12 protein-coding genes are annotated in these 15,899 nt (G+C 66.3%); 3 read left to right on the top strand and 9 right to left on the bottom strand.

Features of this window, described 5'->3' with window-relative positions; genetic code table 11:
• Positions 1 to 108: 108 nt before the first annotated feature.
• Positions 109 to 1,536, top strand: coding sequence for an amino acid permease (locus MG068_RS20945; protein WP_032128498.1), 1,428 nt, complete (start codon positions 109 to 111; stop codon positions 1,534 to 1,536).
• Positions 1,537 to 1,628: 92 nt separating this feature from the next.
• Here the strand turns inward: MG068_RS20945 and MG068_RS20950 are convergent, their stop codons facing one another.
• From MG068_RS20950 to MG068_RS20960, 3 genes are all read right to left on the bottom strand, one after another.
• Positions 1,629 to 2,870, bottom strand: a complete 1,242-nt coding sequence (locus MG068_RS20950; protein ID WP_132811084.1) for a dipeptidase — start codon at positions 2,868 to 2,870, stop codon at positions 1,629 to 1,631.
• 124 nt (positions 2,871 to 2,994) lie between these two features.
• Positions 2,995 to 4,164, bottom strand: a complete 1,170-nt coding sequence (locus tag MG068_RS20955) for a class I SAM-dependent rRNA methyltransferase (protein ID WP_126929264.1) — start codon at positions 4,162 to 4,164, stop codon at positions 2,995 to 2,997.
• A gap of 54 nt (positions 4,165 to 4,218) precedes the next feature.
• Positions 4,219 to 5,181: an IS110 family transposase gene (locus MG068_RS20960; RefSeq protein WP_132811085.1), complete on the bottom strand. Its 963-nt coding sequence runs from the start codon at positions 5,179 to 5,181 to the stop codon at positions 4,219 to 4,221.
• A gap of 636 nt (positions 5,182 to 5,817) precedes the next feature.
• On the opposite strand from MG068_RS20960, the gene MG068_RS20965 reads away from it, so the two are divergent.
• Positions 5,818 to 6,780 (top strand): TerC family protein, encoded by a 963-nt coding sequence (locus MG068_RS20965; protein WP_005411722.1) that lies wholly within the window; start codon positions 5,818 to 5,820, stop codon positions 6,778 to 6,780.
• Between the two features lie 93 nt (positions 6,781 to 6,873).
• Positions 6,874 to 7,644 carry a rhomboid family intramembrane serine protease gene (locus MG068_RS20970; protein WP_071228672.1) on the top strand — a complete coding sequence of 257 codons (771 nt, stop codon included), beginning with the start codon at positions 6,874 to 6,876 and terminating at the stop codon, positions 7,642 to 7,644.
• 154 nt (positions 7,645 to 7,798) lie between these two features.
• Here the strand turns inward: MG068_RS20970 and MG068_RS20975 are convergent, their stop codons facing one another.
• The 6 genes from MG068_RS20975 to rpmH all read right to left on the bottom strand — a co-directional run bounded on the left by MG068_RS20975 (position 7,799) and on the right by rpmH (position 15,645).
• Positions 7,799 to 8,914, bottom strand: a complete 1,116-nt coding sequence (locus MG068_RS20975) for a glycerophosphodiester phosphodiesterase (RefSeq protein ID WP_132811086.1) — start codon at positions 8,912 to 8,914, stop codon at positions 7,799 to 7,801.
• Positions 8,915 to 9,113: 199 nt separating this feature from the next.
• Positions 9,114 to 10,463: a tRNA uridine-5-carboxymethylaminomethyl(34) synthesis GTPase MnmE gene (gene mnmE / locus MG068_RS20980; protein WP_132811087.1), complete on the bottom strand. Its 1,350-nt coding sequence runs from the start codon at positions 10,461 to 10,463 to the stop codon at positions 9,114 to 9,116.
• A 3-nt stretch (positions 10,464 to 10,466) separates the two neighbouring features.
• Positions 10,467 to 13,139 carry a polysaccharide deacetylase family protein gene (locus MG068_RS20985; protein ID WP_132811088.1) on the bottom strand — a complete coding sequence of 891 codons (2,673 nt, stop codon included), beginning with the start codon at positions 13,137 to 13,139 and terminating at the stop codon, positions 10,467 to 10,469.
• A gap of 150 nt (positions 13,140 to 13,289) precedes the next feature.
• Positions 13,290 to 15,005, bottom strand: a complete 1,716-nt coding sequence (yidC, locus tag MG068_RS20990) for a membrane protein insertase YidC (RefSeq protein WP_005414969.1) — start codon at positions 15,003 to 15,005, stop codon at positions 13,290 to 13,292.
• Positions 15,005 to 15,499: a ribonuclease P protein component gene (rnpA, locus tag MG068_RS20995; RefSeq protein WP_021203275.1), complete on the bottom strand. Its 495-nt coding sequence runs from the start codon at positions 15,497 to 15,499 to the stop codon at positions 15,005 to 15,007. Before rnpA ends, yidC begins: the two co-directional genes overlap by 1 nt.
• A 5-nt stretch (positions 15,500 to 15,504) precedes the next feature.
• Complete coding sequence (gene rpmH, locus MG068_RS21000) at positions 15,505 to 15,645, bottom strand: 50S ribosomal protein L34 (RefSeq protein ID WP_005411729.1); 141 nt, start codon at positions 15,643 to 15,645, stop codon at positions 15,505 to 15,507.
• Positions 15,646 to 15,899 lie beyond the last annotated feature (254 nt).

Raw genomic sequence — 15,899 nt, forward strand, 5'->3', positions numbered from 1 at the left:
GCCGGTGACGCATCTGACCCTCGCATGACCCCCGTCAGTGGTAATGCTGCGCTGCGTTCGGTCACACTCGGGAACTTGTCGTTCTTAGTCACCCCTTCCGAGGCCTGCATGTCCCTGTTCCGGCGCAAGTCCCTAGATTCCGTCACCGTCCATGAAGCCGGCAGGCGCCTGATCCCGACGCTCAGCTGGCCGCACCTGATCGCGCTGGGTATCGGCGCCATCGTCGGTACCGGCATCTACACGCTGATCGGCGTCGGTGCCAACCTGGCCGGCCCGGCCGTGCTGATCTCCTTCGCCATCGCCGGTGCGGTCTGCGCCTGCGCGGCACTGTCCTACGCCGAGCTGTCGACGATGATGCCGGCCGCCGGCAGTGCCTACACCTACAGCTACAGCGCGCTGGGCGAGGTGTTCGCCTGGGTGGTGGGCTGGAGCCTGATCCTGGAGTACTCACTGGTGGTGAGTACCGTGGCGGTGGGCTGGTCCGGCTACTTCGTCGGCTTCCTCGAATGGGTCCACACCCAGTTCGGCTGGAACGTGCACCTGCCAGCGTGGCTCGCAGCCGGCCCGCACGTGGAAGGCGGCATGATCAACCTCCCGGCGATCGTCATCACCTGGCTGGTGGCCGGCATGCTGATGGCCGGCACCAAGGAAAGCGCCACCCTCAATGCCATCCTGGTGGTGTTCAAGCTGATCGCGCTGGCCATCTTCGTGGCCGTGGCCCTGCCCGCCTTCGACAGCGCCAACCTGCAGCCGTTCATGCCGTATGGCTTTGCCAAGTCGATGGGCCCTGATGGCGTCGAACACGGCGTAATGGCGGCGGCAGCGATCATCTTCTTCGCCTTCTACGGCTTCGATGCGATCTCCACCGCCGCCGAGGAAACCAAGAACCCCGGCCGCGACCTGTCGATCGGCATCATCGGTTCGATGATCGGCTGCACCATCGTCTACGTGCTGGTGGCGCTGGCCGCGGTCGGTGCGATGAGCTACGCGGTGTTCGGCCACAGCGCCGAGCCGCTGGCCCTGATCATGCGCCAGCTGGGCCATCCGACCGCGGCGATGGTGATCGGCGTGATCGCGATCATCGCGCTGCCGACGGTGCTGCTGGCCTTCCTGTACGGCCAGAGCCGCATCTTCTTCGTGATGAGCCGCGATGGCCTGCTGCCGCGTGGCCTGTCCAAGGTCAACGCACGCACCGGCACGCCGGTGGCGACCACGCTGTTCACCGCGGTAGTGGTGTCGGCGCTGGCCGGCGTGGCCCGCCTGGATGAGATCGCCGCCCTGGCCAATGCCGGCACCCTGGCCGCGTTCACCGCCGTGGGCATCTGCCTGGTGGTGCTGCGCCTGCGCGAGCCGAACCGCGAACGTACCTTCCGTACCCCGCTGGCCTTCGTGGTCGGTCCGCTGGCCGCGCTGGGCTGCATCTACCTGTTCCTCAGCCTGCCGCACAGCACCCAGCTGTACTTCCTGCTGTGGAACCTGGCCGGCCTGGTGCTGTACTTCCTGTACAGCCGCCGCCACGCGCTGATCGCGAAATAACCGGATCACCGGTAGTGCCGGCCGCTGGCCGGCACCTCGCATCCTGTTGATACGGCCAGTGCCGGCCAGCGGCCGGCACTACCGCCGGGCGGTCAACCGCCCTGCTTTGCAGCGTAGTCCTGCGCCTGGCGCATCACGCGCAGCAGGTTGCCGCCCCAGATGCCGGCAATCTGCTTCTCGGTATAGCCCTTGCGCAGCAGCCACGCGGTGATCTTCGGCAGCTGGCTGACATCGGGCAGGTCGCTCAGGCCACCGCCGCCATCCCAGTCCAGGCCGATGCCCACGTGCTCGGGGCCGACCACCTTGAGGATGTGCTCGAAGTGGGCGAAGAAGTCGTCGAGGCTGGCATGGCGCACCGGGTGCTCGTGGTCCAGCGCCTGCTCGGCCTTCAGCAGGGTAACGCCCTGTTCGATGCCCATGCCTTCCCAGCCACCCAGCTGCTTGCTCAGCGCTTCCTCGGCCTGCTTGCGCTCGGGCGTCTTTGCGGTGTCGATCAGGTAGCCACCATAGGCGTTCACCTGGATCACACCGCCGGCCTTGGCCAGCTTGCGCAGGCGCGCGTCATCCAGATTGCGCGGATGGTCGTAGACCGCCTTGGCCGAGCTGTGCGAGAGCACGAACGGCACCGGCATCATCGCCAGCAGGTCGTCGAACACCGCGTCGGACGCATGCGACTGGTCGATCACGATGCCCAGCTTCACCGCCTGCCGCACCAGATCCTTGCCGGCCGGGCTCAGGCCTTTCCACTCCGCACCCTTGGGGTCAGTGGCCGAATCGGCGAACTCGTTGTTGGCGAAGTGCACGGTGCTGAGCAGGCGCAGGCCGGCGCGGTGGTAGAACGACAGCAGGCTCGGGTCTTCCACCAGCGGGCTGGCGTTTTCCATGCTGATGTAGACCACGCGCTTGCCGGCGGCCTTGATCCGCGCCGCGTCATCGGCGGTCAATGCCAGCGCGAAGCGCTCGGGGTTGGCCGCCAGCATTTCGCGGATCTCCAGCAGCCGCTGCAGGCCATGGTCACGCTCGGCGAGGTGCGCGGCGGGGCTGCGATCGCCCTGATCGGTGTAGATCGCCCAGAAGCCGCCGTCCAGCGCACCTTCGACCATGCGCGGGTAGTCGACCTGCGAAAGCGCGTTGCGGTCGTGACGCTGCTCGATGTCGAAGCCGGTCCGGCCGAAATTGGCCGGCGTATCCAGGTGGCTGTCGAGGGTGACCAGGCGCTGCTGCAGGGCCTTGGCGCGCGCCAGCTCCTGTGCGCTGAACTCGATGGCATGAGCCGACAGCGGCGCGCACAGCGCCAGGGCAAGCACGACGGACAGGTGGCGCAACGATGGCATGGGCTCTCACCGGCAATGGGAAGAGCCCGACCATAGCGCTGCGGACCGCGGATTTGTAGAGTCGAGCTGCGCTCGACTGATCAGGCACCGCGAGTCGAGCATCGCTCGACTCTACATCTGGAAATCAGTCCACCACGCGGCAGAACACGGCCTTGAGGTAACGCGATTCCTGCACGTGGGCCATGAACGGATGGTCCGGGCCGGCGCCGGCCACCTTCAGGATCTGGATCGTACGGCCGGAGAAGTAGGCCGCACGACGCAGCATGTCGAGGAACTGGTCCTCGGCCACCAGGCCGGTGCAGGAGAACGTGGCGAACAGACCACCGGGCTTGACCACGCCCAGCGCCAGCTTGTTCATGTCCAGGTACTTCTTCAGCGCGGTGATGACCTGGTCGCGGTCGCGGGTCATCTTCGCCGGGTCCAGGATCACCACATCGTACTGCTCACCGCGGTTGGCGGCGTCGCGCAGCCACGGGAAGATGTCGGACTGGACGAACTTCGGGCGCACGTTGTTCAGGCGCGAATTGCCCTTGGCGATCTGGATGACGTCTTCATCGATGTCGATGCCGACCACTTCAGTGGCACCACGCGCCGCCGCGTACACGGCGAAACCGCCGGTGTTGCAGCACAGGTCCAGCACGCTCTTGCCTTCCACCTGCTGGCTCAGCCACTCGCGGTTCTCGCGCTGGTCGGCGAAGAAACCGGTCTTGTGCGCGCCGGCCGGGTCGGCGCGGAACTTGATGCCGTACTCGGTGATCACCGACGCTTCGGTGGTGGTGTTGCCGTGGAAGTCGAAGCTCTCCTGCTTCTGCACGTGTTCGTCGGCGAAGCTGTGGAAACGGCAGCCCGGGAACTGCTCGCGCAGGGCGTCGTAGATCCATTCGCGGTGGCGGAACATGCCGGCGGCGAAGAACTCGACCACCACCAGGTCGCCGTAGCGGTCCACCACCAGGCCGGACAGGCCATCGCCCTCGCTGTGCACCACGCGCCAGGCGTCGGACACCGCGTCGAGCTTCAGCACCTCACGGCGCAGCGACACCGCCTGGGCGATCTTGCGCGAGAACCAGCCAGCATCGACCGGCACGTTCTGGTCGGTTTCGAGGATGCGCACGGCGATGCGCGAGTGCCCGTTGTAGAACCCGCGGCCAATGAACTCGCCATCGATGCCGACCACGTCGACGATGGAACCGGGCTTGGGCCGGACGGTCGGTTTCTCGACCAGTTTCTGGAAGATCCACGGGTGGCTGGAACGCCACGCATTCTTGAGGCGGACAATCGGAAGGGGGGTATTCATCCACCTATTGTAGCCGGGGGGCGCTTTCGTAGAGTCGAGATCCTATGTTCGTGGTCAAGCCTGCTGGAAGCAGGCTTGACCCACCTTCAGCATGGCCGGATCGAAGTCCCGGCCGCTTTTGAAGACACCCCAGGCGATCCTGGCCAGCTTTCTGGCCAGGATGTTGAAGACGGCGGTGCTGGGGTGACCACGTTTTGACAGCTCGTCGTAGAGCGGTTGCCCCCGACGACACCGCTTGAGCCCCATGGCGGCCATGTAGAGCATCTGGCGCAGCACTGGCGCGCGCTGTTTGGACAGCCGACGCCGTCCCGTTCTGCCGCCAGACTCGTTGGGCCGGGGATCCAGGCCCGTGCAGGCGATCCACGCGTTGGCGTTGGCCAACGGCCAGCGCGTCATGTAGTAGATCAGGTGAGCGGCGACAGCGGGGCCGATACCAGGGATGGTCAACAGGCGCTTGTAGAGCGTGCCATGCTCTCCATCGCGAGCCAAGCGCTGCAGTTCGCTTTCCAGCTCGGACAGCGTCCCAGCCAGAGCGCAGAACAGATCTGACAGCTCCCCGGGGGCACTTTTGCTTACCCCGAAGGATTGCTCCAGGCGCGCGCGTGTCTTTACCAGCGTCTGCCGCTTGCGCAGCAAATCGTGCATCTGTTGCTGCTCGTCGGTACGCGGTACGTATTCACGCAGGCGATCGTTCTCCTTCTTCACGTACCGGGCGATCGCTTCGGCGTCCATGGCGTCCGTCTTGCCACGCGAGCCCGTCGCCCGGCCGTAGTGCTTGATCAGACGTGGATTGATCACATAGACAACGTGGCCTGCCTGGCCAGCCATCCGAGCCAACAACTCGTAGTACCGCCCCGTCGCCTCCATGCCAATCCGGCATCGCTGGGGCAAGGTGTTGAGCCACTGGGCTATGCCGGCCCGGGTGTTGGCGATCCTGTCGCCGGCCTTGCGGTCGGCCACTGCCGGTACGAACTCCTTGGAGTCCACGTCCACGCCAATATCGAGAGAATCAGACATTTGTACGGCTCCCAGCTATCTTTAAGGGGCTGGGGTGGTACCGCACCGACGTTAGCTTGCCTACATCGACGATCCCCTTTGGGGGCCGTACGATCCTTTATCGACGTTCGTGTGCGGGATGGGGATCGCTCGACTCGTCTGTCGGCTAGTATCCGCAGATGCATGCTTGACGGTCCCTCCACCCTGGCTCCTACATACCGCGTAGGAGCCGGGAGGAACATACAAGCTGGCTCGACGGGCGTTGCTGAACGGCCCGGGCAAGGCGTGCCAACCAAGGTTGGCACCTACCAGGGCGGGCCGGCCGGCGTGCCAACCAAGGTTGGCACCTACCGCGGCGGGCAGGCAGGCATGGCAACCAAGGTTGGCACCTACCAGAGCGGGGGCCCCGGCCGCCCGGCATTTGACGGCAGCCCGGCCAGGCCGCAGAATCGGCGCCAGAAGGGGAGTAGCTCCCAGACGTTGTCGCCGTCATTTCGAGCCCGCAGGCTCCGGTGCAACGGCAGTTCCAGCCGACTGGAACTGCGAGCGAGACCTTCGCCGTACTGGCGAAGCTCTGTCCCCGGATCCCCCTCCCGATCCTCCGTTGCAGATCCTCGCCGTCCGGCCTGGCATTCATCTTTCCAACGGACATTCCCAATGCAGACGATCGGTAACGTGTGGTTGTGGGGCGGCTTCGCAGCGGTGGTGGTCATCGCCCTGCTGGTCGACCTCGTGTTGATGCGCCATGGTGGACCGCACAAGGTCACCTTCAAGGAGGCCCTGTGGTGGTCCATCGGCTGGGTCGCGCTGGCCCTGCTGTTCAATGCGGGCCTCTGGTACTACCTGAATGAGACCGCCGGCCAGGTGGTGGCCAACAAGGTCGGCCTCGAGTTCCTGACCGGCTACCTGGTCGAGAAGGCGCTGGCGGTCGACAACATCTTTGTGTTCCTGATGATCATGAGCTACTTCGCGGTGCCGGAGGAGCAGCGCCAGAAGGTGCTGATCATCGGCATCCTGGGTGCGATCGTGCTGCGTACGATCATGATCTTCGCCGGCAGCGTGCTGATCAGCCAGTTCCATTGGCTGCTCTACGTGTTCGGCGCCTTCCTGCTGTTCACCGGCTGGAAGATGTGGTTCGCCGCCGGCCAGGAGCCGGACCTGGAAACCAATCCCGCCCTGCGCTGGATGCGCAAGCACCTGCGCCTGCTGCCGGACTATGCCGGCAACGCACTGAGCGTGAAGCGCGACGGCGTGCGCTGGTTCACCCCGCTGTTCGCGGTGCTGATCCTGATCGCGGTCACCGACGTGATCTTCGCCGTGGACAGCATCCCGGCGATCTTCGCGATCACCACCGACCCGTTCATCGTGCTCACCTCCAACGTGTTCGCGGTGCTGGGCCTGCGCGCGATGTTCTTCCTGCTGGCCGGCATGGCCGACCGCTTCCACCTGCTGCCGTATGGCCTGGCGCTGGTGCTGGGCTTCATCGGCATCAAGATGATGATCATCGACCTGTTCAAGATCCCGACCCCGGTGTCGCTGGGCGTGGTCGCGGTGATCATCGCCGCCACCGTGGTACTGAGCCTGAAGTATCCGCCGAAGGAAGGCTCCGGCCACGCCTGATCATGGCCGGCCGGCGGGATTGTCCCGCCGGCCGCACCCACTCTCCCGTTGCGGTGGCCTTGGTTTCGCGCCAGTCACCGCCATTGCTGAGGTATGGACAACAACGCGCCCCTGCCCGCTGGCGACGTGCCGGCCCCCCGCAATGACCGCTCGCGCATCCTGCGGGCGTTCAATGTCAGCCTGGCCGCCGTGCTGGTGCTGGTGGCCGTGTTCGCCCTGCAGGGCACGTTCGATTGGCGACCGTGGGCGGTCGCGCCGCTGGAAGCCAAGGGCCTGCTTGGCCTGATCGGCGGCCCGATGCTGCATGCCTCGGTCGAGCACATCGCCGCCAACAGCATCGCGATCCTGATCCTCGGCACGCTGGCCGGCAGCGTCTACCCGAAAGCCACCGTGCGCGCCCTGCCCCTGCTGTGGCTGGGCTCGGGCATCGGTGCGTGGATGCTGGGCAATCCGGGCAGCGTGCACCTGGGCGCCAGCGGCGTGACCCACGGCCTGATGTTCCTGCTGGCCAGCCTGGGCCTGCTGCGCCGCGATCGCGCGGCCATCGCCACCGGCCTGATCGGCATGCTGTTCTACGGCGGCATGCTGATGACCATCCTGCCGCACGCCGATGGTGTGTCCTGGCAGTCGCACATGGGCGGCGCCTTCGCCGGCATCATCGCTGCGCTGCTGTTCCGCAACGCCGACCCGCTGCCGCCGCGCCCGCGCTACAGCTGGGAAGACGAAGAAGAAGACGTCGAACCGCTGGCCGACGACGAGCTGGAGCCGCCGTCACCGCAGCGCGTCCCGGTGCTGTGGCAGCCGCGCGAGGGCCAGGACTACGTGGTGATCCCGTTCCGCCGGCCGGACGAGCCGCGCGGCTGAGCGATGGTAGTGCCGGCCGCTGGCCGGCAACCTCATGAACCGATAGTGGCCGACCTTGGTCGGCGCTCCTGCTGCATGCCAACCAAGGTTGGCAACTACCAGAGCATTCCGTCACATCCGGTAGCGCCGGGCCATGCCCGGCGGCATTGGCCGGTCAGTTCGCCGCATTCCCCGCCGCGCCCATCCCATCCACCGCCTGCCGGCCCAGTGCCGGGTCGTCGGTGAAGAAGGCATCGATGCCGGTGGCCAGGTAGGCGCGCATCTCGGCAACCGACCCCTCTGCATTGCGCGCGTTGTCGGCGCCCTTGCGCAGATTGCTGGCCTGGAAATGGTTCTCCGGGCGGAAGGTATACGGAATCACCATCAGGCCCACTGCATGTGCGTCCTGTACCAGCGTGGTCGGTGTCCCCAGTGCACCCTTGGCGTCCAGCGGAATGATCGAGCGCAGCTCCGGGCCGATGCTGTCGGCGTAGCTGGCAATGTCCTTCAGTCCGGCCGGCGTCATCATCTGCGCGTAGGTCAGCTTGCCACCGGCCTTGGCGATGTCGGCCGGCTGGGTATCGCCCTTCCACAGCAGCTGCAGCAGGCGGATGTTGCTGCCCCGCCCGATCTTGCCGCGCAGGTAGCGCAGGTTGGCGGTCTCGAACGACTGGATGGTGACCGGCCCGACGTTGGTATAGGCGTTGCCGCGCAGCGCGGTCAGGAGCTTGTCTTCCATCGGCAGGCCGATCGACTGGAAGTAGGTCGGATGCTTGATCTCCGGCACCAGGCCGATGCCGCGGTTGGCACGGCCGGCCTGCTGCACCAGGAAGGCAAGGATCTCGTCGAGGCTGGCAATGCGGAACTGGCCATCGTAGGCGGTGCTGCGCAGTTCCGGCAGGCGCTCACGTGCGTACAGCGTCTTCAGCTCGGCCAGGGTGAAGTCTTCGGTGAACCAGCCATCGACCTTCTGCCCGTCGATGACCTTGCTGGTGCGGCGGCTGGCGAATTCGGGATGCGAGGCGACATCGGTGGTGCCACTGATCTCGTTCTCGTGGCGGGCCACCATCACCCCGTCCTTGGTCATGACCAGGTCCGGTTCGATGTAGTCGGCGCCATCGGCGATGGCCTGCGCATAGGCCGCCAGGGTGTGCTCGGGCAGCAGTGCGCTTGCCCCGCGGTGGCCATAGACCGACACCTTGTGCGCGGCCGGGGTGGAGGATTCAGCACTCATGGCCACCGATGGTGCCACGGCCAGCGACAACAGCAACGCACAACCCCACGACTTCACTGCGACTTCCCCAAGCGGTATGTGATGGGCGTCAGTATGCGGCGGCAATGTGACAGGTGGGGGACCTGGGGTCGGATCCCCGCAGGGGCTCCGACCCATGTATCTGGTAGTCGCCGACCTTGGTCGGCGCTCTGCCAGCGGGCGTCGATGACCCGGACGCCCTGTGCCAACCAAGGTTGGCACCTACCAGAGCTCCGCCTTACTTGCCGATGCAGAAGCTGGAGAAGATCCTGCCCAGCAGGTCATCGGCACTCATCTGCCCGGTGATCTCGCCCAGCGCGTCATGCGCCAGCCGCAGTTCCTCGGCGGCCAGCTCCAGGTGCTCGTGCGCCAGCTCGCCGTCGGCGCGCTGCGCGTGCTCCTGCGCACGCTCGATTGCATCCACATGCCGCGTGCGCGCGGTAAACTCGCCATCCACCTGCTCCCCTGCCCCGGCCGAAGCAATCGAACGCAGACGCGCATGCAGATCGTCGAGCCCGGCGCCGGTGGCGGCCGAAACGAACACGCGGTCCGGATCGTCCAGCGTCGGCAGCGCCGTCAGCAGATCCGACTTGTTGTGGATGTAGACCTTGTGCGGCACCGCCGCCACGGCATCGCCCAGCGCCGCTTCGCCGGCCGCTGGATCGCGCGCATCCAGCACGATCAGCGCCAGGTCCGTACGCTCGATTTCCACATGCGCGCGGCGCATGCCTTCGCGTTCGATGGCGTCGCCGCCGTCGCGCAGGCCGGCGGTGTCGACCAGGGTCAGCTCCAGGCCGTCCAGGCGGATGGTCTCGCGCAGGGTGTCGCGGGTGGTGCCGGCGATGTCGGTGACGATGGCGCGTTCGCTGCCGGCCAGCGCATTGAGCAATGAACTCTTGCCGGCATTCGGCGGCCCGATCAGCACCGCATGCAGGCCATCGCGCAGGCGGCGGCCGCGCTCGGCATCCCGCCGCAGCAGGGCAAGATCGCCGCGCGCCTGCTCCAGGCCACGCCGCACCTGTGCCCCACCAAGCGTATCCAGCGGTTCGTCGGCGAAGTCGATCGCTGCTTCCACATGGATGCGCAGCAGCACCAACTGCTCGACCACCGCGTCGATGCGGCGCGAGAACACACCATCCAGCGAACGGCGTGCAGCGCGCGCGGCACGGTTGTCGCCCGCGGCGATCAGGTCGGCGATGGCCTCGGCCTGGGCCAGGTCCAGCTTGCCGTTGAGGAACGCCCGTTCGCTGAACTCACCCGGCCGCGCCTGGCGCGCACCGAGCGCGATGCAGCGCGCGACCAGCTGCTGCAGCAGCACCGGGCTGCCATGGCCCTGCAGTTCCACCACCTCTTCGCCGGTGAAGCTGTTCGGTGCCGGGAACCACAGCACGATGCCATCGTCGATGACCTCGCCGTCGGCATCACGCAGGCGCGCGTAGTGCGCGTGGCGCGGGCGCAGTGCAGGTGCACCCAGCGCATTGGCAATCGCTGCGGCACGCGGGCCGGACAGGCGCAGCAGGCCAACACCACCCGCGCCGGGCGCACTGGCGATGGCCACGATGGTGTCGGTGCGGATCGCGTCGTTCATGGCTCAGAGTTTCTCCAGCTGCGCACGTGCCTGGGCCGCGCCGCTGCCCTGCGGCTGCAGGGCCAGGTAGGTGGTGTAGGCCTGTTTGGCCTTGGCCTTGTCGCCGGCGTTGAAGTAGGCGTCGCCCAGGTTGAGATAGGCCACGGCGCGCGAGGGGTCGATCTTCAGTGTGTTCTCCAGCCAGCGCGCCGCTTCGGCATAGCGCTGCTGGCGGTAGTAGACGAAGCCGAGGTTGTTGGCGGCCTGGGCGAAGTCCGGGCGCAGCTTCAGCGCCTCGGTGAACTGGGCTACCGCTTCGTCGTACTGCTTCTCGCGGTACAGCTGCAGGCCACGGTCATTGGCCTGCTGCGCGCGCTGGCGGTCGGACGCCGGGCCGGCGGTGGGCACCACCAGCTTGGCCTTGCCGCCCTGCAGGTCGGCCACGGTCACCGGCGCCTGGCTGCCCTTTGCTTCGCTGGCAGCATCAACCTTGTTGTTCAGCGCGATCGCATCGGCGGTCAGCTGGCGCGTATCGGCGTTGAGGAATTCCTGGCTGTCCGGCACCTGGAACACGAACTCGCCGCCCTGCGAACCGGGCAGGCTGCCGAAGGCCGGGGTCTGGTGCGAGACCGCCGAGACCGCCGGCGCCACGTAGGCGGCCAGTTCGGTACCGGTGATCAGCCCATCGCCGTTGAGGTCGCCCTTGCCGGCCAATGCCTGCAGCAGCACCCAGGTGAACACCGAGTGGCCGTTCGGGCCGGCGTCGGCCACCTGCTGGTCGGCACCACCGGCGGTCAGCATCTGCCGCGCGCTGCGTCGCGCGTTCTCGCGCAGGAACGACGACGACGAGGGACCGCCACGGGTCAGGCCCAGGCCGCTGTAGCAGGCATCCATCACGAACATCACATGCTTGGCCTGCATGCTTTCGGCGATGTTCTGGATGTCGGTCATCGCGATCGCGTCGGTGGCGAATTCCTTCGGATCCGAATCGACCGGAATGATGTAGCCGAGGTCGCGCCCGGAGGCGAGCTGGCGGGTCGCGCCATGACCGGCGAAGAACACGAACACGCGATCGTTCTTGCCGGTGCGGTCGTCGGCCAGGCGGTCGTGGAAGGCGGCCAGGATATTGTTGCGGGTGGCCTGCTCGTTCTTCAGCACGATCACCTGCGAGGACGGGAAGCCGAACTGCCCGGTCAAGGTATCGGCCACTGCCTGAGCATCATGGCTGGCGTATTCCAGCTTCGGCCACTTGGCGTAGGTGTCGATGCCGACCACGATCGCCCACGACTTCTCGTAGCCGGTGGTGACGGTGGCGGCACCGGCGTCGCCCTTTCGCGCACGGGCGACGGTGAAGTCGCGGCCATTCCAGCCGGCGAACTGGTAGCCATCGGCGATCAGCCGGTCGAGGATCTGCGGCAGCGCCTTCACCGCACGATCGTGGATGTCGTGGAACAGGATGATGCCGCGCTGTTCCTTGTTCACCTGGTCGAGCACGCGCTGCACGATCGACTCCGGTACCGGGTCGGCCCAGTCCATCGAGTCGATGTTCCACATGATCGACTTCAGTCCGGCTTCGTTGAGCAGCTGCAGGCCTTCGGCGTTGCGCGCGCCATACGGGAAGCGGAACAGGGGCGCGCGCTTGCTATCGACGTCCTTCAGCAACGTGTCGGTGTCCAGCACCTGCTGGCGCAGCGCATCGCCGGTGGTGCGCGACAGCTGCGCGTGGGTCAGGCTGTGGTTGCCGACCGCATAGCCCTCCTCCATCAGGTTGCGGCTGATCTTGGCCATCGGGCCAAGGCTGACCTTGCCATCGGCCTCGACCTTGCCCAGGTTGCGGCCCACTTCGAAGAACACGCCCGGCACGTCGTAGCGCTTGAGGATGGCCACCACTTCATCGGTGTAGGCCTTGTGCGGGCCATCGTCGAAGGTCAGCACCACGGTCTTGGCCGGCAGGTCGCGGCCGAAGATTTCGCGGTCGCTGTCCTTCATGGACATCGGGTACGGCTCGATCACCCCGTAGTCGCGCAGGATCGCTTCGCGGCTGTAGTCCTTGTGCAGGTGCGCGATGTAATCGTCCCACTTCTCACGCTTCAGCTCGATGGCACGGGTGCGCTCGAAGCGGCTGAAGATGCGGGTCAGTTCCTGGTTGTAGTTGCGTTCGATCTCATCGAGCGCCTCCAGGTCCTCGCCGATGCGCTGATGCAGCTTCACCGCCGGCAGCGACGAATCCGTGCCAATGCGCTCATGCAGATCACGCAGCACTTCGCGGAAGGCCAAGCGGTCGGCATCGAACAGTTCCGGCGCCGACTCGATGTAGTCCAGCACGGTACCCAGGGTGGCGAAGCGCTGCGGACTCGAACCGCGCAGCAGGGTGTCGAACTGCGAGGCGATGGCCGTACGTTGCTCCAGGCCATCATGGAACAGCTGCTGGCCCACACGCGTGGAGGTGCCACGGTCGGCGGCCGACTGCTGTTCTTCGTCGGCCAGCAGCACGATGATCCGACGGTAACCGTCGAGCTGCTTCTGCAGCGCAGCCAGCAACGGCGCGGCGGCCGGGTCGGCGGCGGCCGCGGCCTGCGCGCTGGGCTGGGTCACGCCGGTTACCGGTGCCTTCGCGTCCTTGTCGCCACAGCCGGCAACGACCAGGGTCAACAACAGCGAGGGCAGGAACAGGCGGAACGACGACGCACGCGGCATGGCGGACTCGATGGATGGAGGAACGGTGTGCCGGCGATTCTAACGCCGCATGCGAAAAGCCCGCCTTGCGGCGGGCTTCTGCGGGTCGGTCGGGGCTCAATGGCAGTCGACCAAGGTCGACTCTACGAAGCCGGCGACCTGCCGGTCGGATTACTTCTTTTTGACCGGGGCCGGGGCGGTGGTGGCCGGGACCGGCTCGCCGCCATGGCGCTTGGTCATCCACCACTGCTGCAGCAGGCCCAGGCCGCCGTTGACCACCCAGTACAGAACCAGGCCGGACGGCATGAAGGCCATCATGACACCGAACACCAGCGGCATGAACTGCATCATCTTCTGCTGCATCGGGTCCATGCCCGGTGCCGGGGTCAGCTTCTGGGTGAACCACATCACTGCCACGTTGATGACCGGCAGGATGAAGTACGGGTCGCGTGCGGTCAGGTCCTGGATCCAGCCGAACCAGGGCGCCTGGCGCAGTTCGACCGATTCCACCAGCACCCAGTACAGGGCGAAGAAGATCGGCATCTGGATGAGGATCGGCAGGCAGCCCCCCATCGGATTGATCTTTTCCTTCTTGTACAGCTCCATCATCGCGGTCTGGAACTTCTGGCGGTCATCGCCATAGCGTTCCTTCAGCTGCGCGATGCGCGGCTGGAAACGACGCATCTTGGCGCCGCTCTTGTACTGGGTCGCCGACAGCGGGTACAGCACCAGCTTCAGCAGCACCACCAGGCCGACAATCGCCCAGCCCCAGTTGCCGACCAGCTTGTGCACCTGGTTCAGCACCCAGAACAGGCCCTGGCCGATCACCGCCATCATCGAGAAGCGGCTGTAGTCGACCACGCGGTCCAGGCCCGGCACGTCTTCCTTGGCGATCAGGTTGACCAGCTTCGGGCCGACCCACAGGCGGGCTTCGGTGCTGGTGGACTGGCCCGGGGCCACGGTGAAGGCCGGGCCACGCGCTTCGATCAGGTCACGACCGGCCACCTGCGACAGCACGTAGTGTGCGGTCTGGTCCTTCTGCGGGATCCAGGCGGTGAAGAAGTGGTGCTGCAGCATCGCCAGCCAGCCGCCGGTGATGTTCTGGTTCAGCGTGCCGTCTTCCAGGTAGTCCTTGAACGCACGACGCTGGTACTTCTTGTCGTTGTCGTACCAGGTGGCACCGTTGAAGCTGAAGGAATCCGGGTTGGTCATGCTCCGCGACAGGATGGTCGGGGTGCGGTCCAGGGTGCGGTAGACGTAGCCGTTCCACGGCGCGGCGCCGGCGTTGCTGACTTCATCCTTGAAGCGCACGGCATACTCGTTGCGCGAGACGGTCAGCGTGCGCTTGATGGTCACGCCGTTGTCGGCGGTCCACACGAACGGGATCTGCAGCTCGTTCTGGCCCTTGGCCAGCACGAAGTCCTTGGTGTCACCGACCAGCTTGAAGCCGTCAGCGCCGGGAACCGGGGTGTTCTTGTCTTCGCTGGCCCAGCCACTGATCGCGCTGTACGGGTGCGCGGGGTCTTCAGTCAGCAGGCGGACCGGCGGGCTGCCTTCGTCCTTGGTCTGCGGGAACTGCAGCAGCTCGGCATCAAGCACGCGGCCGCCGTCGAGCACCAGGCGCAGCACGTCGGTGGTGACGGTCACGCGCTGGCTGGCCGGGGTAGCGCTGGCCTGGGCCTGTGCGGCGGCCTGGCCGGGGGCGCCCGGCACCTGGGCGCTGGGGATGGCGCCGGGGTTCGCGCCCGGAACACTCTGTGCGGCGGCCGGGGCCGACGTGGTGGTTGGTGCCGGGGTCGGAGCAGCCTTTTCACGGCTCCACTCCATCCACAGCAGCACGGCCACCATCAGCCAGGCAAAAATGAGGAATACGCGGGTCTGGTTCATCAGCGGACAGGCTCGGCGGGGCCGGGACGCGATGCCGGCTCGGTCAAAGAAGGAGTTGCGATGCCATCAGGCGGCGGCATTGTGCCGTCCACGCCCGGCGTGGGCAATGCACGCAGGCGACGCAGCAGGCGCAGGAAGGCCTGGCGGATTTCGTCGTTGCTGGCGGAACGCGCAGCACTACGAGCCACGACGACAAAGTCGCCTGGCTGGATGTCGGTACGTGTCTGACGCAGGATGTCGCGCAGGACGCGCTTGATCCGGTTACGCCCGACGGCGTTCGGATCAACCTTGCGGGAAACCGCCAGACCCAGCCTGGCCGGCCGGTCAGCCGGCAGCCAGTGCAGGGTCATCAGCGGATCGGACACACGGCGGGCGCCGTTGAAGACCGTTGAGTATTCGGCACGCGTGCGAACCCGCGCAGAGCGAGGGAATCGCTTGCGCGGGTCTGCAGTATTCACTGTCGAAGGGATTGCGTCTGCCGCGATGTGCGGCATGGCAATCAGGCGCTCAGGACTTTGCGGCCCTTGGCGCGGCGACGCGACAGGATCTTGCGGCCGTCAGCGGTCTTCATACGGGCACGGAAGCCGTGGTCGCGCTTACGCTTGAGGTTGCTGGGCTGGTAGGTGCGCTTCGTGGCCATTGGGGGCCTCTCGTATGAATGGGACGGAAAGAACCGGAAATTCTAGAGAGGTACCCCGCCCCAAGTCAACCCCTGGCAGCTACGCGAATTCACCGGGCTGTGCAATAGCTGTGGATGTTTTTGTGAATAAGTAGGGGACAAGCATTCCGAAGGCGGGCGCTCGGTGGTAGTCTGAGCCATCCATTTCCCCCTTTCCGGCCTGTGTTTGGGCGCCTTGTCGCGTCCATGCCCCGGCCACCGGACGATTATTGCTG

The organism is Stenotrophomonas sp. ASS1 (genome assembly GCF_004346925.1).
Taxonomy (GTDB): Bacteria; Pseudomonadota; Gammaproteobacteria; order Xanthomonadales; family Xanthomonadaceae; genus Stenotrophomonas; species Stenotrophomonas maltophilia_A.